The sequence below is a fragment of the Arthrobacter sp. TmtSoilC79 genome, assembly GCF_059739405.1.
The window spans coordinates 4,502,697-4,518,534 of sequence record NZ_AP046051.1; the positions used below are offsets into that span (position 1 = coordinate 4,502,697).

The following is a 15,838-nucleotide window of genomic DNA, read 5'->3' on the forward strand; positions in this document are numbered from 1 at the left end:
CCAGCACTCTGCGTCAGCTCTCCTTGGTACTCGGCGAGGGACTGGCACTCGCTTTCTGCCTGTCCAATTCCTTGTAGATTTCATGCTGATTCCCGGCGATGCAGACGGTGTCCATTTCCAGGGTGGAGCCTTTGATGTTTGCGTAGTAGGACAGAAGGTGTCCGCCGCTCTCGTTCGCGTAGAGGCGGATGAGGCCCGGGTCCCGGGGGTTGGTTTCGGTGCGGGTAGTGAAGCCCTTGGATTCCCAGAACGCTCTGACCACGCTTACTGATGCCTCCAGTTCAACAGGGTCGGAAGTCTGGCTCAGGATGCTGTAGTTCACGCCGCTTTGCCCGTCGGATGTGGTGCAGGCACTGTTAACCGGGTTGTCGGTATCGGCCCACTGCTGGCTTCCGATGGCTTGTTGGGTTGCGGTTTTGAAGGCCTGGAGGTCGGCGAGGGCTTGCTTGAGTTCTTCAACCTCTGCTTTGACAGTTGCAGGGTCACTGGAACTATTTGAGCCGTTCATGGGATTCTCCGTGGTAGCGGGCGTGCAAGCGCTCAATGCAATGGTCGCGCAGAACAGTCCAGCGAGTATGCGACTGGCCTTTAGTCGGGCCTTGGATTCATAGGACATGTGGTTCACACTTCCTGAAGCCGTTCCACAGGCCAAAAGCCAGCACGAGGCGACATTGGCAGGCTCTTTTGGCGCACCAGACAGCCTAGTTAGCAGACGGAGAGGAGCTGGGGCTAGAAGGGGTCCCGTAAATTTCGGGATACAGCTCCTTGTAGATTGCGGTCTGGTCTCCGGCGACGCAGACAGTGTCCATTTCCAGGCCGGAGCCTTTGACATTCGCGGTGAAGGATATGAGGTTTCCGCCGTTCTGATTGGCGTAGAGACGGATGAGACCAGGGTCCAACGGGTTGGTTTCGACGCGGGTGGTAAAGCCCTTCGATTCCCAGAACATTTTGACGACGTTGACTGATGCTTCCAGGTCGACGGGATCAGAGGTTTGGCTCATGACGCTGTAATTCGCGCCCTCCCTTCCATCGCCTGCATTGCAGGCGCTGTTTCGGGTGCCTTTATCGACCCATTTCTGGGGTCCGATGGCTTTCTGGGTTTCGGTTTTGAACGCGTGGAGATCCTTGAGGGCTTGTTTTAGTTCTTCTACCTGGGCTTTGACAGTTGCAGGGTCACTGGAACTGTTTGAGCCGTTCATGGGATTCTCCGTGGTAGCGGGCATGCAGGCGCTCATCGCCATGGCCGCGCCGACCAACGCACCGAGGATGCAGCTAGTCACCGTACGCGTCTTAGGTTCATAAGACATGCGATTCACTCTTCCTGAAACTGTTCCACAGCCCACACACCGGCAGGAGGCAGGACTGGCCCCTCTCCCGGAAGGCATCACGCCGCAACGCCTCTACTCTGCAGTCGGTGAGGGGCTGTCGCTTGCTTCCTGCCTGTCCAGCTCTTTGTAGATTGCGCTGAGGTCTCCGGCGACGCAGGCGCTGTTCATTTCCAGGCCGGAGCCTTTGATGTTTGCGAAGTAGGACACGAGGTGTCCGCCATTCTCGTTGGCGTAGAGGCGGATAAGGCCCGGTTCTCGGGGGTTGGTTTCGGTACGGGTGGTGAAGCCCTTGGATTCCCAGAACGCTCTGACCACGCTTACTGATGCTTCCAGGTCCACGGGGTCAGGCGTTTGGGTCAGGATGCTGTAGTTCACGCCGTCTTGCCCGTCGGAGGTTCTGCAATCCATGTTACGAGTGCCCTTATCGACCCATTTTTGGGGTCCGATGGCTTGTTGGGTTTCGGTTTTGAAGGCGTGGAGATCCGCGAGGGCTTGTTTGAGCTCTTCAACCTGGGCTTTGACGGTCGCAGGGTCGCTGGGATTGGCTGAGCCGGTCATAGGGTTCTCCGTGGTGGGTGTGCAGGCGCTCAGTGCAACGGCCGCGCAGACTAACGCGGCGAGTATGCGACTGGTCTTTATGCGGGCCTTGGGTTCATGGGGCATATGGTTCACTCTTCCTGAGTTGTTCAACGGCCAGCAAATCCCGCCGGCGGTGATAGGGGTCGTGCGGCTGGCAGGATCTGGTCTCCGTTACCGGTTGTTGTTAGGGCAGCTTCATGCAGGGCCGTGGTGTCCCGATCGAGGTATCCGTAGCCATCGCGGGCATCTTTGTGTACCAGTGTGTTGTGTTCTGTGGTGCCTTGGTACTGGGGCCCGTCGATCGTGGCCTCTTCCGAGGAGAAGACTTTTGCGCCGAATGATTCCATGCGCGGATCCTGGCGTTGGAAGCGGCCCAATTGGGCCAGGCCGTCGCCGGCGGCTTCGGTGGCGTAGACCTGCCCGGCAGGGACGTGGAGATCTCCGGCGTTCCGGATCTCTTTCTCTATCCCGGCCGAGCCGAGCATCGTGAAAGAGGCGACGTTCAATGCCGCGGCGGCAAGGGCGTTGGACGTCACGGTGGTGCCGTAGGAATGGGCCAGTACGTTTAAGGTCTCCGGGGTCCTGTTGCCCAAGCCTTCCCTGACGGCGTTGAAACCTTGCAGGTCAACGATGAACCGGTCGGCGCCTGCCCGTGCTGCATCGCCGCTGTTCACAGTCGGAACCGTGGGCGGTTCATAGTTGATCCACGCCACCACAGCGAAGGTCTCGTTCTCGGAAAGCAACTGCTGGTGCCGCTGGAGGTTCGCGGCGTTTTTCGCCCAGTCGTTGAAACCGCTTTGAGGTGTGATGAGCATGCCGGACACAGCGTAGGTAACGTTGTCAGCCGTATCGGGATTACCCGCAGAGACCTGTGCCTTCGGTGAGCCGTGAGTCAGATCGAAACCCAGCAGGACAGCGTTGATTCCGCCCGCGTTCCTCAGTGCCTCGGTGATGCCATCCAGCGCTTTCTGCTGCGTTTGCAGCCGGGTCCAAGCCGGGTTGGTCATGGACATGCCCTGGCTGGCGGGCAGTAGTTGTGGCGTTCTGGCCAGTTCGGCGTTGATGCGTTCCTGCTCGGTGATGAGGCGTTTGCGGTTGGCGAGGTTCCGGGCGGTCGCGGTGATTCCGTTCAGATTCCCGATGACTCCGGGGATGGCCTCGATCAGGAGCAACTGGGCCTCGCCGGGTTCAAGTGTCCCGCCAGCGGCTGTCTGGCCGAACCCAGCCCACCACTTTGCTATCACCACGGGGTCCTGCCCTGGTTGTTCAAGCAGCCCCTGAAGTCGGTCCTTGTTCGCAGGTGCGGCGAGCCAGGCTTTCAATTGATCGGCGTTTAGGGCCCCGATGTCGTTCAAACCGACTTGCCCCGGTGGTGCGTACTGTATGAGGGCGCTGTTGAGCATGGTGTCGGCCATGGAGCCGCTGCCGGCTGTTTCGAATGCCGCGGCGATCTGTTCAAGCCACGTCGCGTCAGCGGCGTTCTCAGTCAGCAGTTGCTCGAATCCGGACACGAACGTGACACTGCCGCTATTCACCCAAGAACACGCGGAGGTGAAACCGCTCCACGCGTTTCGGATTCTCCCCAGCTCCGCGTTCAGGATGTTCGTGAAGGCGCGGGATTGGGACACAAATTCGCGCAGTTTTCCAGGATCAGCTGAGCTGATAGCGCCCCCCGCTCCGCCGGCGAACCGGGCCCGGGCCCCGCGGAGAACACCGCTGAAATCGTCGGAGCAGCCACCGGCCATTCCGCGGGCATCGGATCGCTCGCCACGCCCTGGAAAGTTTGAAAGTGTTGTTCACGGAAATCGGCGCGTTGCTGCCACGCAGCAAGTTCCTTCAGCCGGGACTTCTCTTCCCGTGCCTTGACCTTTGCTTGCCTGACGTCCTCCGCCAACGCCGCGAGGACACCGGCAAGCCGGCCCCGGTCATCGGCCCGGACGGCCAAAGCGTTGTTGAACAAGGTCGCATAGCCGCCCTTGAAGTCCTCCATCGCGTAACCCGTGGCGACACCAACGAAGCTACCCTCGGAGCGCAGGGTCTGATCCGCGGAATCAGCAGCGTTGATCAGAGCGTCGGCGGCACCATCGTCGAACGCAATCTCCACCGCCGTATCAAAGATCCCCACGCCTGGCCCCCTCGCTTGAACAGTTAATCCATCGAATAGCATAACCGATGGAATCGCAGCGTGGGACGTGACCGGGAAAATAAAAACAGGCCGGAGACTCAAGGTCTCCGGCCTGTCTTGGAGGGTGGGCCCTGTGGGGATCGAACCCACGACCCACGGATTAAAAGTCCGATGCTCTACCAACTGAGCTAAAGGCCCCTCCAGCTGTAGAAACAGCCATGAATACTGTACCCCAACGTCACGGCAGACGAGGAACTCAACCGGACACGCGCCGTCGTCACCTTCTTTGGGTGAACGTTCGACGGCGGCGTGGGGCGGCCGAGGCGTGTAGGGCCCGGGACGGGGGCAAAGTGGGTGGTGAAGGCACAGCGCCGGCAAGGGCGCAGCCCGGCAACCGTTACTCGACCCCACCAGAGCACAGGAGTACGGTGAACTCATGAGCGAACAGCCAGGACCACGCGCGTACGGCGGAGCAAACAGGCACCACAAGCCCAAGCCTTTTGCCCCGATCGATTTCGAACCGTTCGCCGGCGGGGCGGATCCCGCGCGGGTTTCCGAGGCAGCCCACCTTGCTGCACAGGCATTGGTGCGGCGGGGGCGCGACAGCGACGACCCCAAGGTCACCCACCGCCTGGTGAAACTGGCCGACGAACAGGGCTTGGAAGCCATCGCTGAGATGTGGGCCGAGAGCCCGGCACGGAGCCTCCCGGGCGCGCTGTGGCGCCTCTATGCCCTCCGCGCCGCCACCATCCAGAACCCTGAAAGAATCTCCGTCTATTTCCGGGCCGGACGCGATACGGCGCAGGTTGCCAATGTGGTAGCAGGTGCCGCGGAGCCGCCCGGAGCAGACGAAATGAAGACCATGGCTGACGCCATTTTGTCCGGTGCGTTCGACGGCGAGTTCGACGTCGCGCTGGAACGTTCCGCTGCTTTCTGCCGCGTAGTAGCACTCGGCCAGGCGACCCTGGCGGACGGGGCGGAGCACAGCAATGAAGGCCATGCGAGCAAGCTGACCCGCAACTCGCACCAGCTGGTCAAAACGGCCGAGGACCTTGAGCACGCGGCCAACGCATGGCGACTGGGCGAGCTGGACTAGCCGGCAAACAGGGCGAAACGTACCCACGCCGGCGCCGGACTGTCAATGTTGACTTAGGCCGCCGGACGGTGAAAACTAAAACTGGTGTCGAACCGCGAAACCCCCGGGCTTCAACTTATAGCCGCTTCGAGCGGCCTACCGCCGAGAGGCGTATCCGGTTCGGCACCATTTTAATGCCCAAACGCAGAATGCCCGGGCCGGCACTGGGCCAGACCCGGGCGAAGCCGCAAGGAACTACTTCAGCGTTACGGTGGTTTCTGCCTTTTCCTTCTTGGTGTGGTCCAGCTTGCCGTCAGCGCCGGCAGGAGTCATGGTCGCCGCGATCTCCGTTTCCTTGCCCGCCGTGTAGGCAAAGTTCTCGGCAATGTTGAACGACTCCCCCGGCTTCAGCACGAACGGGGCCTCTTCCTTCAGCTTGGTCCCGCTGCTGGAGAGCCCATGCTTCTTGTATCCATCACTGCTGGAATCCGAGGGCATACCGCCGAGGTACTTCCAGTCCGTGTACTTGGCCGACGGCGTGATCAGGGAATGGCTCAGGGGAATATCGGCCGAGGACGTGTTGGTGACAACGTAATTCAGGTACACCACCGGATCACCCTTCTTCAGCAGGTTCTCCTTGGTTTCCTTATCCACGAACATGCTGTCCTTGGACGCCACATCCGTGGCCACCTGGTAGACGTCCACACTGAAACTTTCGCCCTTGAAGTTCCCGAGCTTCTCGCCGGCATCTGAAATGGGGAGTGCCCAGGCCGCCGCGGTGTACTCACCCGAGGAAGTACCGGCACCCTCCGAAGAAGCTCCGGACGGCGAGGCCGACGACGACGAGGATGGTGCCGACGCGGACGAAGAAGGAGAAGACGATCCGGAACCACCCGTCGTCGAGCCCGCCGTGGTGGTGCCGCAGGCACTGAGCGCGAGCAGTCCAGCTGCTGCGATGCTGGTGATTTTTACAACATTATTGAGACGCATGGTTCCCCCATTGAGTGGATTAATCCGGAGCTTTGCCAGTCTTTCACAGTGCGGGCTGCACTGCGATGGGGACTTCTGCCCTCCATGCCCCTGCCCTTCGCGGGAGCACTCTACGGACCGGTAAAGTTGGGACCGAAATGGGCTGCGTCAAGTCAAGCTGCCCACGCCCATCCGTCCCCAGCCCGGAAAGCGATATGAAGCTGCGCCTTTTCCCACAGGAACCTGCCGGGCTCGTCCTCCTCGCGCAGATGGCCGGCGTGATCGTGGCCGGCACCGGGACGCTCTCCGAAATACTCGGAGCCCCCGCCAGCGAGCACGAGCGCCTGGCCGAAGAACTGCACGAGCACGAGTCCAAGTCCCTGGACCTGCACTTCGCCCTGCTCACGCATATGCGCACCAGCTTCGTGAACCCGCTCCCCCGCGAGGATATGTACACACTGTCCCGCCACCTCACCGAGGCCATGGAGAAGCTTGACGCCGCCGGAGACCTGGTGGCCATCTACAAGCTGGACCGGCTCCCCAAGCGCGCAGCCGATCAACTGGAGATCATCAGCCGGCAGGCCGAGCTCACCGTGGACGCGATGCGAAAGCTGGAGGACCTGGACGAGCTCGAGGATTATTGGATCGAGATCCTCCGGCTGGCCAAACGGGCTGAACGGACTCACCGCATCTGGGTTGCGGAGATGCTCAAGGACATGAAGTCCGCGCAGTACGCACGGCACCGGGACATCGCCAACCAGCTGGTGGAAGTTACCAAGGACATGCGGAAGGTCGCCACCCAGGTAGGCAGCATCATCGTCAAGGAATCATGACGTGACCATCGCTATCCTGGTCCTGGTAATTGGCCTGGCTTCCGGGTTCGCTTTCCTGAACGGCTTCCGGGATGTCTCCAACGCCGTTGCCCTGTCCACGCGGACCCGTGCTCTTACTCCTTCAATCGCCGTGCTCCTGGCCGCGATCTTCAACTTTGCAGGTGCCATGCTCAGCGGCACCTTCATCCTGGCCTTCACCCAGTCCTGGATCACGCTCCCCAGCGGCACCAGCGGCTTGACCATCCTCGCCTCAGCGCTCACCGCCTCCATCCTGTGGGGCGTTTATGCGTGGTGGAGGGGTATCCCTTTGTCCTCCACCAATTCCTTGGTTGGCGGGCTGATCGGCGCCGGCGCAGCCAGCGTGCTGGTGGGTGGTAACGCGGTGGACGGCATGGATAACGTCATGCTCACCCAGGTTGTGCTGCCATTGGTGCTGTCTCCGCTCATCGCGTTCGCAGCCGCGTACCTTTTGGTGTGGCCCGTCACGTGGGCAGCGCGTTACACGCAACCGAACGTGGTCAACCGGCGCTTCCGCCGTGCACAGGCGATCTCCGCCGCTGCCGTGGCTTTTGGCCACGGGCTCCAGGACGGTCAGCGCACCGCCGCGGTCATGGTTCTTGCAGTGGTGGCCGCGGGGTTGTCCGGTGGGAATGACGTGCCGCTCTGGATCCTGCTGCTCACGGCCCTCATGCTCACCGCGGGGACCATGTTCGGCGGTTGGAGGATTTCCCACACCCTTGGCCACAAACTGATCAGGGTGGATCCGCTGCGGGGCTTTGTGGCACAAACCTTGACGTCCGTGATGCTGTTTATCGGCGCAATCGGGTTCCACCTGCCGCTGTCCACCACCCATACGCTGACCGCGTCGGTGCTGGGTGCGGGTGTGAACCAACGGTTCCACACCGTCAACAGGCGCTTGGTCCGGAGAATCCTGTTGTTCTGGGTGGCTACGCCCCTGGTCACAGCCGCAGCCGCCTTCATCCTTGAGCTGGCGTTCTCGCCCCTCGCGGACCTGTAACCCCCGGGCCTCCCCCAACTGAGTAACAGCAAACGCGCAATGAGCGCCCATTGCGACGTTTGCTGTTACCTACTTGGGCAAGAAAAAACGACGGCGGCCGTACCCCCAAGGCGACGGCCGCCGTCGTTATCTGCCGACTCCCCCCATAGAAGCCGGAACCTGCGGAACCCTTTATCCGAAGCGGCCGGAGACGTAGTCTTCCGTTGCCTTCTGGCCGGGGTTGTTGAAAATGCTGGTGGTGTCAGCGAACTCGATCAGCTTGCCGGGCTTGCCCGTGCCTGCGATGTTGAAGAACGCGGTCTTGTCAGAGACACGGGCGGCCTGCTGCATGTTGTGGGTCACGATCACCACGGTGTACTGGTCCTTGAGCTCGTTGATGAGGTCCTCAACGGCCAGCGTGGAAATCGGGTCCAAGGCGGAGCACGGCTCGTCCATGAGGATCACCTGGGGCTCCACGGCGATGGCGCGGGCGATGCAAAGGCGCTGCTGCTGGCCACCTGAAAGGCCGGAGCCGGGCTTGTCCAGGCGGTCCTTGACCTCGTTCCACAGGTTGGCGCCCACCAAGGACTTCTCCACCAGGGCATCGGCTGCGCCCTTGGAGATCTTCTTGTTGTTCAGCTTCACGCCGGCCAGCACGTTGTCGCGGATGGACATGGTGGGGAACGGGTTGGGGCGCTGGAAAACCATGCCCACCTGGGTGCGGACAGTTACGGGGTCCACGCCGGGGCCGTAGAGGTTGTCGCCGTCCAGGAGGACTTCGCCTTCTACTCGCGCGCCGGGAAGGACCTCGTGCATGCGGTTCAGGGTGCGGAGGAACGTGGACTTGCCGCAGCCGGAGGGGCCGATGAAGGCCGTTACGGACTTGGCCTGGATGTTGATGTTGACGTCTTCGACGGCCAGGAAGTTGCCGTAGTAGACATTCAGGTCTTTGACGTCGATGCGCTTGGACATGGTGTTCCTTTGTTCCTTGGGGGTGTGGAAGTTTTTGTAGGGGCCGCTGCGGATCACCGCGCGGCCTGCCCGGTCAGCGTCCCGTCTTGGGAGCGAACAGGCGGGCGATGAGGCGGGCTCCGAGGTTCAGGAGCATCACCAGGATGATCAGCACCAGCGCGGCGCCCCAGGCACGCTGGTCCGACGGCTCAGGGTTGGACGGCGACGTCGGGTTGAGGATCTGCGTGTAAATGAAAGTGGGCAGCGAAGCCATCCATCCACCGAACACGTTGTTGTTGATGGTGGTGGCAAAACCCGCCGTCACCAGGATCGGGGCGGTTTCGCCGATCACGCGGGCGATCGCGAGGGTCACGCCTGAAGCGATGCCGGAGATCGCCGTCGGAATAACCACCTTGGTGATGGTGCGCCATTTACGGACGCCCAGCGCGTAGGACGCCTCGCGGAGCTCGTTCGGGACGATCTTGAGCATTTCCTCGCTGGAGCGGACCACAACAGGGATCATCAGGACTGAAAGCGCGACGGCGGCTACCGCACCGGTCTTGGTGCCGGGGCCCACGATGGCGAAGAAGAACGCTGCCGCGAAGAGGCCGGCCACGATCGACGGGATGCCGGTCATGACATCCACGAAGAACGTGATGGCGCGGGCCAGCGGACGGTCGTTGCCGTACTCCACCAGGTAGATGGATGTCAGGAGGCCTACGGGGACCGAGATCACCGTGGCAAGGAGCGTGATCTGGAGCGTCCCCATCAGTGCGTGGTAGATACCGCCCAGGACGGGGGCGCCTTCCTCCACTGCCTTGTTGTCGAAGGCGCCGGTGACACCGTTCATTGAGGTGCCGAGGAAGCCGGGGGTGATGAGCCCGGGGATGCCGTTGACCAGGACCGTGACGATGACGGAGACCAAAGGCAGGAGCGCAACAAGGAACGAGCCCACTACCAGGCAGGTGGCAAGCTTGTCCTTCGCTTTGCGGGAACCCTCAACGGCGGCACTCCAGGAGACCAGGCCCACGGCGAACAGGATGGCTGAGACAAGCCCCCAGCCGAAGGCATTGAAGCCGATGAGCGCCAGGATTGCCGCACCCACAACGAGCGCGACGGCCAGGACAATGTAGGGCGCGAACTTGGGCAGCTGGCCCTTGGTGAGCGCTGAGCGCTTGCGGACTACTGTGGCGGACATTTAGTTGGCTCCCGAGAATTCTTTGTGCCGGGTGATGATCCAGCGGGCGATCATGTTCACGCCCAGGGTGATGACGAACAGCACCAGGCCGGCGGCGATCAACGTGTTGACCTTGAGGCCGCTGGCTTCGGGGAAGTTCAGGGCGATTTCCGCGGCGATGGTCTGGTTTCCGGACTGGATGAGGCTGGCCGTCAGGACACCGGAGGAGAGCACCAAGGCAACGGCCATGGTCTCACCGAGTGCCCGGCCAAGGCCCAGCATGATGGCACTGATGATGCCCGGGCGGCCAAAGGGCAGCACAGCCATCTTGATCATTTCCCAGCGGGTGGCTCCCAGCGCAAGCGCTGCTTCCTCGTGCAGCTTGGGGGTCTGCAGGAAGATTTCACGGGACAGGGAGGTAATGATGGGCAGGACCATGACGGACAGGACGATGCCTGCGGTCAGGATGGTCTTGCCGGTAGCCGACGCCGGTCCTTCGAAGATCGGAATCCAGCCGAGGTAGGTGGCCAGCCAGTCGTAGGCGGGGGAGATTTCCTTGGCCAGGAAGGCTGCACCCCAGGCGCCATAGACAACGGAGGGGATGGCGGCGAGCAGGTCCACCACGTAGCCCAGGCCCGATGCGAGGCGGCGGGGAGCGTAGTGCGAGATGAACAGTGCCACGCCGATGGCCACGGGGGTGGCGATGACGAGCGCGATGACTGCGGCAATGAGGGTGCCCACCACGATCGGGGCAATGTAGGCGAAGAAGCCGTTGCCGCCCTGGATGTCTTCTGCGGGGGCGGTGAGCGCGGGGATCGCCTGCACCACAAGGAACAATGCGACTCCGAAGAGAACCGCGAGAATCAGGCACCCTGCGGCCATGGCGGCCCCGGAGAAAACCTTGTCCCCGGCGCGTCCTGCGCCTTGGGAGGTTGTCAGGGAGTTGGTGGTCACTTCACGTTCCTTCAGTCTGGAGTGAACTGGTCTTACATGGCTAAGTTCCCTGCCCCGGTCCGGTGCCGCGGCGGCCACCGGAGAGCGGGACAGGGAACTTCAGTGTTCAGCCGGGTTCAGTAAACCCGCCGGGAAACCTTAGGACTTGGCCTTGATGGTTTCGATAGCGGCCGTAGCTTTGTCCTGCAGCGTCTTGGACAGCGGTGCCGACTTTGCGGCGTCAGCTGCGGTCTTCTGTCCTTCGTCGGAAACGACGTAGCTTTCGAAGGCCTTGACCAGATCGGCAACTTCCTTCGTCTCGTAGGTGGTGCACACCACGTGGTAGGAGACGAGGACTACGGGGTAGGCGCCTGCTGCGGTGGTCTTGCGGTCCAGCTTGATGGCGACGTCGTTGGCGGCGCGGCCGTCAACGGGCTTGCCGGCTTCGACAGCCTTTGCGGCAGCGTCGGCGGAGATCTTGACGAACTCGTCGCCCACCTTGATGGAGGCGGTGCCCAGCTTGCCGGAGACAGCGGAGTCATCAGCGTAGGTCACGGCACCGGGGGTGTCGGTGACGGTCTTGACGACGCCGGAGGTGCCCTTGGCGTTCTCGCCGGCCAGGCTTGCGGGCCAAACGCCGGCAGCCTTGTCCGTCCAGACCTCAGGAGCGGCAGCTGCGAGGTAGTCGGTGAAGTTGGTGGTGGTTCCGGAGTCGTCGGAGCGGTTCACCGGAGTGACCTTAAGGTCCGGCAGGGTGACGCCTTCGTTGAGGGCGGCGATTGCGGGATCGTTCCACTTGGCGATCTGGCCGCGGAAAATCTTGGCGACCGTCGCGGCGTCGAGCTTCAGTTCCTTGACGTCAGGGATGTTGAAGGCGACGGCGATCGGGGAGATGTACACCGGAATGTTGATGGCGCCGTCGGGGCCGCACTTGGCCTTGGAGCTCTCCAGCTCCTCGTCCTTGAGGTAGGCGTCGGAGCCGGCGAACTGTGCCGAACCGTCGATGATGGCCTTGCGGCCTGCGCCGGAACCATCCGGGGAGTACTGGACCGTAGCGCCGGAGTTGGCAGTGGCGAAGCCGGCCTTCCAGGCATCCATGGCTGCGCCGGTGGAGGAGGCGCCGATGCCGGTCAGGGTGCCGGTCACCTTGGTGCCGGATGCTGAAGTCTGGGTGCCGCCAGTGGTGCCCGTTGCGTTGTCTGAACCGCAAGCAGTGAGCGCGAGAGCGCCGGCTGCGATGACCGCGATTGCCGCGTTGCGGCCGAAGTGAGTTGCCTTCACTTGGATGTGCCCCTTCCAGGGATTCTTCGATGCGGGCCGAACGGAGATTTCGGCGTGCGCGAGCTGAGGACCTTTTGTTCCTTTACTGAAGGTAAGGAGCGCAGGTAACGGGATCTGCGGTGAAAGGTAAACGGAAGGTGAACGACGGCGGACCATTGGGTTATGTGGCGCGCGCCACCTTGAGGGGCGGGCGGGTTGGGGTTTGCGCCTGCGCCGGAACCCAGGCCGGGCAAATAGACTGGAGGGCATGGCCGCCGCGAAGGGATTTTCCGCAAGCAAGAGGTTCCTGCGCGCAAGGGTTCGGACGGGTTTGGTCCGCAGCCGGAATTCCCTGACTCCTGCCATCCAGATGACGGTGTGCGCCGTGGGTGCCTACGCTTTCGCGGAATACGTGCTGGGCCATCAAGGACCGCTGTTCGCTGCTACTTCTTCCCTGATCGCCCTCGGCTTCTCGCGTGATCCCAGGCTTCGCCGGGTGATCGAGGTGGGCCTGGGCTGCACGTTGGGCATCGTGGTGGGTGACCTGCTGCTCCACTGGCTGGGCGCCGGGATCTGGCAGGCCGCCATCGTCCTGCTTTTCTCCATCCTGCTGGCCAGGTTCCTGGACAGCGGGACTATTTTTACCACCCAGCTGGGGCTTCAGTCGTTGTTGGTGGTGCTGCTGCCTGCGCCGGCCGGCGGGCCGTTCACCCGCAGCCTGGACGCGGTGGTGGGTGGCGTTTTCGCGTTGCTGGTGACCATCCTGGTGCCGAAGGATCCACGGCGTGAGCCCCGCAAGGACGTCCAGAAGATCCTCCATGAACTGGCGGAAGTGCTGCGTGAATGCGGCAAGGCACTGACGGAGAGTGACTCCACCATCGCCTGGCACGCCCTGATCCGCGGGCGCAACTGCCAGCCGCTGGTGGACCGGATGCGGCAGACGTTGCGCGCTTCCGGTGAAGTGGCGACCCTGGCACCGGCACACCGCAGGCACCGCGACGAGCTCGCCGGGCTGGAGCACTCCCTGGAGTACATCGATCTGGCCCTGCGTAACAGCCGGGTGTTTGCGCGGCGGCTCACCAGCGCGATCAACCACGCCGCCCTCTCCGATGAAGCGATCGACAGCATCTCCGAGGTCCTGCAGGAAACGGCCGCGGCGATCGATGAGATGACCATTGGATTGTCCGAGCAAAGCGAGGGGACCCGGCGGGTTCACCTGCGCCGGGCCCGGAACGACCTCTCGGACATAGCCGCCCGCCTTCATCCCAAGATGCTCGACGTCCAGAGGCTCGAGGGCGAAACCGTCGTCATGCTGTTCCGGCCCCTCATGGTTGACCTGCTGGAAGCCAGCGGCATGGAACCGGATGAAGCCCGCGCGGTGCTTCCGGCCCTGTAGCCTCCGCCGAGGTGGCAGTTAATCGCAATCCCCCGGCCTGGCATTGTCATTAAGTGCAAGCTCGCGGAGCCATTCAGAGAAGCCCCAGCCCTGTTTGGCAGAATGAACCGATGATCACTGCCATTTCCACGCGCTTCCGGCCCGCACCGGCTCTCCGTTTGCGGCAGCGGACCCTGTTCCTGTGGGCTGCCGGGTTGCTCGTTGCCGGGGATGCGGTGTTCTGGCTGATGTTTGCCGCCGTACTCTCCGAGACCGGCCTGGCCACCATGGATGGCACTGTCCACAGCTTCATGGTGGATTCCCGCAACCCGTTGCTCACCGCCGTGCTGACTGCCCTGAGCATTGTGACCTCGCCCGGCTGGGTAGCGGGCATCGGTGCAGCGGTGGCGGTTGCATGGATGGTGTGGAAGAGGGAATTTTGGCGGCCGGCGGTGCTGATGGGGGCCATGCTTCTGTCGGTCATTCTTTCCACCTTGGTCAAGCAGGATGTGGGCCGCTCCCGACCGTCGTCGTCCGATTTCCTCCTTGGCCCCGACGACGCACTCTCCTTCCCCTCGGGCCACACCCTGGGCGCAGGCATCTTCGCGCTGGTCCTGACGTACTTGCTCGTTTCACGTTCGGGTTCGCGGGCGACGGCGGTGCTCGCCTTCGCCGGCGCCGCTTTGCTGACGCTGATGGTCGCCTACAGCCGGCTTTACCTCGGGTACCACTGGCTCACCGACGTGGTTGCATCCCTTGGACTCGCGCTCGGAGTGACGGGGATCGCCGTCTTCGTCGACGCAGCCCGGCACGGTGGCCGGCGCGGCTAATACTGTCAGTCCCCGCCACTACGCTTGAACCCATGGCTTCCAAGACGTCCCGCGCATCCAAAACACCCGCCTACAAGTGTGCCGAATGTGGCTGGACTGCCATCAAATGGGTGGGTCGATGCGGGGAATGCCAGGCGTGGGGAACCGTTGAGGAGTACGGTGCCACGGTGGCGCGCACGACGGCGGCAGCTACGGTTTTGGAGCCGGCCCGCCGTATCGCCGAGGTGGATGGGACGACGGCGGCCTTCCTGCCTACCGGCGTGGACGAGCTGGACCGTGTTTTGGGCGGAGGGCTGGTCCCTGGTGCCGTCATCCTGCTTGCCGGCGAGCCCGGCGTAGGAAAATCCACGTTGCTGTTGGACGTAGCGGCAAAGTTCGCGCGCACCGGCCAAGACGTCCTCTACATCACGGGCGAGGAATCGGCGGCCCAGGTCAAACTCCGTGCGGAGCGGATCGACGCCGTCGCCCATACTCTTTACCTGTCCGCGGAAACGGATCTTGGCCAGGCGCTGGGGCAGGTGGAAAAGCTTGAACCCAAACTGCTCATTGTGGACTCGGTGCAGACCCTGAGCAGCGCGGACGTAGAAGGCAGCGCCGGTGGCGTGTCGCAGGTGCGCGAGGTTGCAGCGTCCATCATCTCCGCTGCCAAGCGGCGCAACATGACCACGCTGCTGGTGGGCCATGTGACCAAGGAAGGCACCATCGCTGGACCCCGTTTGCTGGAGCACCTGGTGGACGTGGTATGCCAGTTTGAAGGCGAACGCCACTCCCGCCTGCGGCTGCTCCGGGCCGTAAAGAACCGTTATGGTGCCACGGACGACGTCGGATGCTTTGACCTGAACGAGACCGGCATTGAGGGGTTGGCTGATCCCAGTGGTTTGTTCGTTTCACGGACCCGGGAACCCGTTTCGGGCACCTGCATCACGGTGACCATGGAAGGCCGCCGGCCCTTGCTGGCAGAGGTTCAGTCCCTTCTCGCCGAGAGCGCCAATTCGCAACCACGGCGGGCCACCAGCGGATTGGAGAGTTCCCGCGTAGCCATGCTGCTGGCAGTCCTCCAGCAGCGTGCCGGCTGCATGCTCCACAAGGACGATTCCTATGTGGCAACAGTGGGCGGCGTGAAGCTGACCGAACCGGCAACAGACCTGGCCGTTGCCCTGGCTGTTGCTTCGGCCAAGTCCCGGAAGGCCCTCCCCCAGCGTTTAATTGCGTTTGGAGAGGTGGGCTTGGCCGGTGAGGTCCGTCCTGTTCCCGGGATCAACCAGCGCATCCAGGAAGCACACCGGCTCGGCTTCACCCACGCCATTGTCCCGGCCAGTCCGGCAGGGGCGGGTGTTATTCCGGACGGCTTCTCCGTGCGCGAGGTGGGCCACCTTGCCGAGGCCTTGGAATTGCTGATCACGTAG

Annotated in this window: 16 protein-coding genes and 1 tRNA gene; 6 read left to right on the forward strand and 11 right to left on the reverse strand. The window is 62.8% G+C overall.

Annotated features, from left to right (window positions below; genetic code table 11):
• Positions 1-13: 13 nt before the first annotated feature.
• From AC6JA3_RS20660 to AC6JA3_RS20685, 6 genes are all read right to left on the reverse strand, one after another.
• On the reverse strand, positions 14-508 hold the full coding sequence (locus AC6JA3_RS20660; protein ID WP_026541684.1) for a hypothetical protein: 495 nt from the start codon (positions 506-508) through the stop codon (positions 14-16).
• 193 nt (positions 509-701) lie between these two features.
• Complete coding sequence (locus AC6JA3_RS20665) at positions 702-1,307, reverse strand: hypothetical protein (RefSeq protein ID WP_155854618.1); 606 nt, start codon at positions 1,305-1,307, stop codon at positions 702-704.
• Between the two features lie 93 nt (positions 1,308-1,400).
• The gene (locus tag AC6JA3_RS20670; protein ID WP_026541682.1) at positions 1,401-1,886 is read right to left on the reverse strand and encodes a hypothetical protein; all 486 of its coding nucleotides are present in this window, start codon (positions 1,884-1,886) and stop codon (positions 1,401-1,403) included.
• Positions 1,887-2,014: 128 nt separating this feature from the next.
• Positions 2,015-3,418, reverse strand: coding sequence for an alpha/beta hydrolase (locus AC6JA3_RS20675; protein ID WP_497920562.1), 1,404 nt, complete (start codon positions 3,416-3,418; stop codon positions 2,015-2,017).
• A gap of 83 nt (positions 3,419-3,501) precedes the next feature.
• Complete coding sequence (locus AC6JA3_RS20680; protein WP_347782171.1) at positions 3,502-4,032, reverse strand: hypothetical protein; 531 nt, start codon at positions 4,030-4,032, stop codon at positions 3,502-3,504.
• 125 nt (positions 4,033-4,157) lie between these two features.
• Positions 4,158-4,230: transfer RNA gene (locus AC6JA3_RS20685), tRNA-Lys, on the reverse strand.
• A gap of 238 nt (positions 4,231-4,468) precedes the next feature.
• Here AC6JA3_RS20685 and AC6JA3_RS20690 point away from each other — a divergent pair.
• On the forward strand, positions 4,469-5,128 hold the full coding sequence (locus tag AC6JA3_RS20690; protein WP_026541680.1) for a hypothetical protein: 660 nt from the start codon (positions 4,469-4,471) through the stop codon (positions 5,126-5,128).
• 234 nt (positions 5,129-5,362) lie between these two features.
• Here the strand turns inward: AC6JA3_RS20690 and AC6JA3_RS20695 are convergent, their stop codons facing one another.
• On the reverse strand, positions 5,363-6,097 hold the full coding sequence (locus AC6JA3_RS20695) for a hypothetical protein (protein ID WP_347782173.1): 735 nt from the start codon (positions 6,095-6,097) through the stop codon (positions 5,363-5,365).
• A 194-nt stretch (positions 6,098-6,291) separates the two neighbouring features.
• Here AC6JA3_RS20695 and AC6JA3_RS20700 point away from each other — a divergent pair, with 194 nt between their 5' ends.
• Positions 6,292-6,909, forward strand: a complete 618-nt coding sequence (locus AC6JA3_RS20700; RefSeq protein ID WP_026547986.1) for a DUF47 domain-containing protein — start codon at positions 6,292-6,294, stop codon at positions 6,907-6,909.
• Position 6,910: 1 nt separating this feature from the next.
• On the forward strand, positions 6,911-7,927 hold the full coding sequence (locus AC6JA3_RS20705; RefSeq protein WP_347782174.1) for an inorganic phosphate transporter: 1,017 nt from the start codon (positions 6,911-6,913) through the stop codon (positions 7,925-7,927).
• Positions 7,928-8,098: 171 nt separating this feature from the next.
• On the opposite strand, the gene pstB is transcribed toward AC6JA3_RS20705, so the two are convergent.
• From pstB to pstS, 4 genes are all read right to left on the reverse strand, one after another.
• Positions 8,099-8,878 carry a phosphate ABC transporter ATP-binding protein PstB gene (pstB, locus tag AC6JA3_RS20710; protein ID WP_011772968.1) on the reverse strand — a complete coding sequence of 260 codons (780 nt, stop codon included), beginning with the start codon at positions 8,876-8,878 and terminating at the stop codon, positions 8,099-8,101.
• Positions 8,879-8,951: 73 nt separating this feature from the next.
• Complete coding sequence (gene pstA, locus AC6JA3_RS20715) at positions 8,952-10,055, reverse strand: phosphate ABC transporter permease PstA (protein WP_026541676.1); 1,104 nt, start codon at positions 10,053-10,055, stop codon at positions 8,952-8,954.
• Positions 10,056-10,988: a phosphate ABC transporter permease subunit PstC gene (gene pstC, locus AC6JA3_RS20720; RefSeq protein WP_026541675.1), complete on the reverse strand. Its 933-nt coding sequence runs from the start codon at positions 10,986-10,988 to the stop codon at positions 10,056-10,058.
• Positions 10,989-11,126: 138 nt separating this feature from the next.
• Entirely contained in the window at positions 11,127-12,248 is a 1,122-nt protein-coding gene (gene pstS, locus AC6JA3_RS20725) for a phosphate ABC transporter substrate-binding protein PstS (RefSeq protein ID WP_026541674.1), read from the reverse strand.
• A 247-nt stretch (positions 12,249-12,495) separates the two neighbouring features.
• Between pstS and AC6JA3_RS20730 the strand changes: the two genes are divergently transcribed.
• From AC6JA3_RS20730 to radA, 3 genes are all read left to right on the forward strand, one after another.
• Positions 12,496-13,623 (forward strand): FUSC family protein, encoded by a 1,128-nt coding sequence (locus AC6JA3_RS20730; protein ID WP_026541673.1) that lies wholly within the window; start codon positions 12,496-12,498, stop codon positions 13,621-13,623.
• Positions 13,624-13,733: 110 nt separating this feature from the next.
• Complete coding sequence (locus tag AC6JA3_RS20735) at positions 13,734-14,432, forward strand: phosphatase PAP2 family protein (RefSeq protein ID WP_347782177.1); 699 nt, start codon at positions 13,734-13,736, stop codon at positions 14,430-14,432.
• 32 nt (positions 14,433-14,464) lie between these two features.
• Entirely contained in the window at positions 14,465-15,838 is a 1,374-nt protein-coding gene (gene radA / locus AC6JA3_RS20740) for a DNA repair protein RadA (protein WP_026541672.1), read from the forward strand.

Coding starts and splice junctions, on each gene's coding strand:
- AC6JA3_RS20730 (WP_026541673.1), top strand. CDS start 12,496: ATGGCCGCCGCGAAGGGATTTTCCGCAAGCAAGAGGTTCCTGCGCGCA.
- AC6JA3_RS20670 (WP_026541682.1), bottom strand. CDS start 1,886: ATGACCGGCTCAGCCAATCCCAGCGACCCTGCGACCGTCAAAGCCCAG.
- AC6JA3_RS20665 (WP_155854618.1), bottom strand. CDS start 1,307: ATGTCTTATGAACCTAAGACGCGTACGGTGACTAGCTGCATCCTCGGT.
- AC6JA3_RS20690 (WP_026541680.1), top strand. CDS start 4,469: ATGAGCGAACAGCCAGGACCACGCGCGTACGGCGGAGCAAACAGGCAC.
- AC6JA3_RS20695 (WP_347782173.1), bottom strand. CDS start 6,097: ATGCGTCTCAATAATGTTGTAAAAATCACCAGCATCGCAGCAGCTGGA.
- radA (WP_026541672.1), top strand. CDS start 14,465: ATGGCTTCCAAGACGTCCCGCGCATCCAAAACACCCGCCTACAAGTGT.
- AC6JA3_RS20700 (WP_026547986.1), top strand. CDS start 6,292: ATGAAGCTGCGCCTTTTCCCACAGGAACCTGCCGGGCTCGTCCTCCTC.
- pstA (WP_026541676.1), bottom strand. CDS start 10,055: ATGTCCGCCACAGTAGTCCGCAAGCGCTCAGCGCTCACCAAGGGCCAG.
- AC6JA3_RS20660 (WP_026541684.1), bottom strand. CDS start 508: ATGAACGGCTCAAATAGTTCCAGTGACCCTGCAACTGTCAAAGCAGAG.
- AC6JA3_RS20735 (WP_347782177.1), top strand. CDS start 13,734: ATGATCACTGCCATTTCCACGCGCTTCCGGCCCGCACCGGCTCTCCGT.
- pstB (WP_011772968.1), bottom strand. CDS start 8,878: ATGTCCAAGCGCATCGACGTCAAAGACCTGAATGTCTACTACGGCAAC.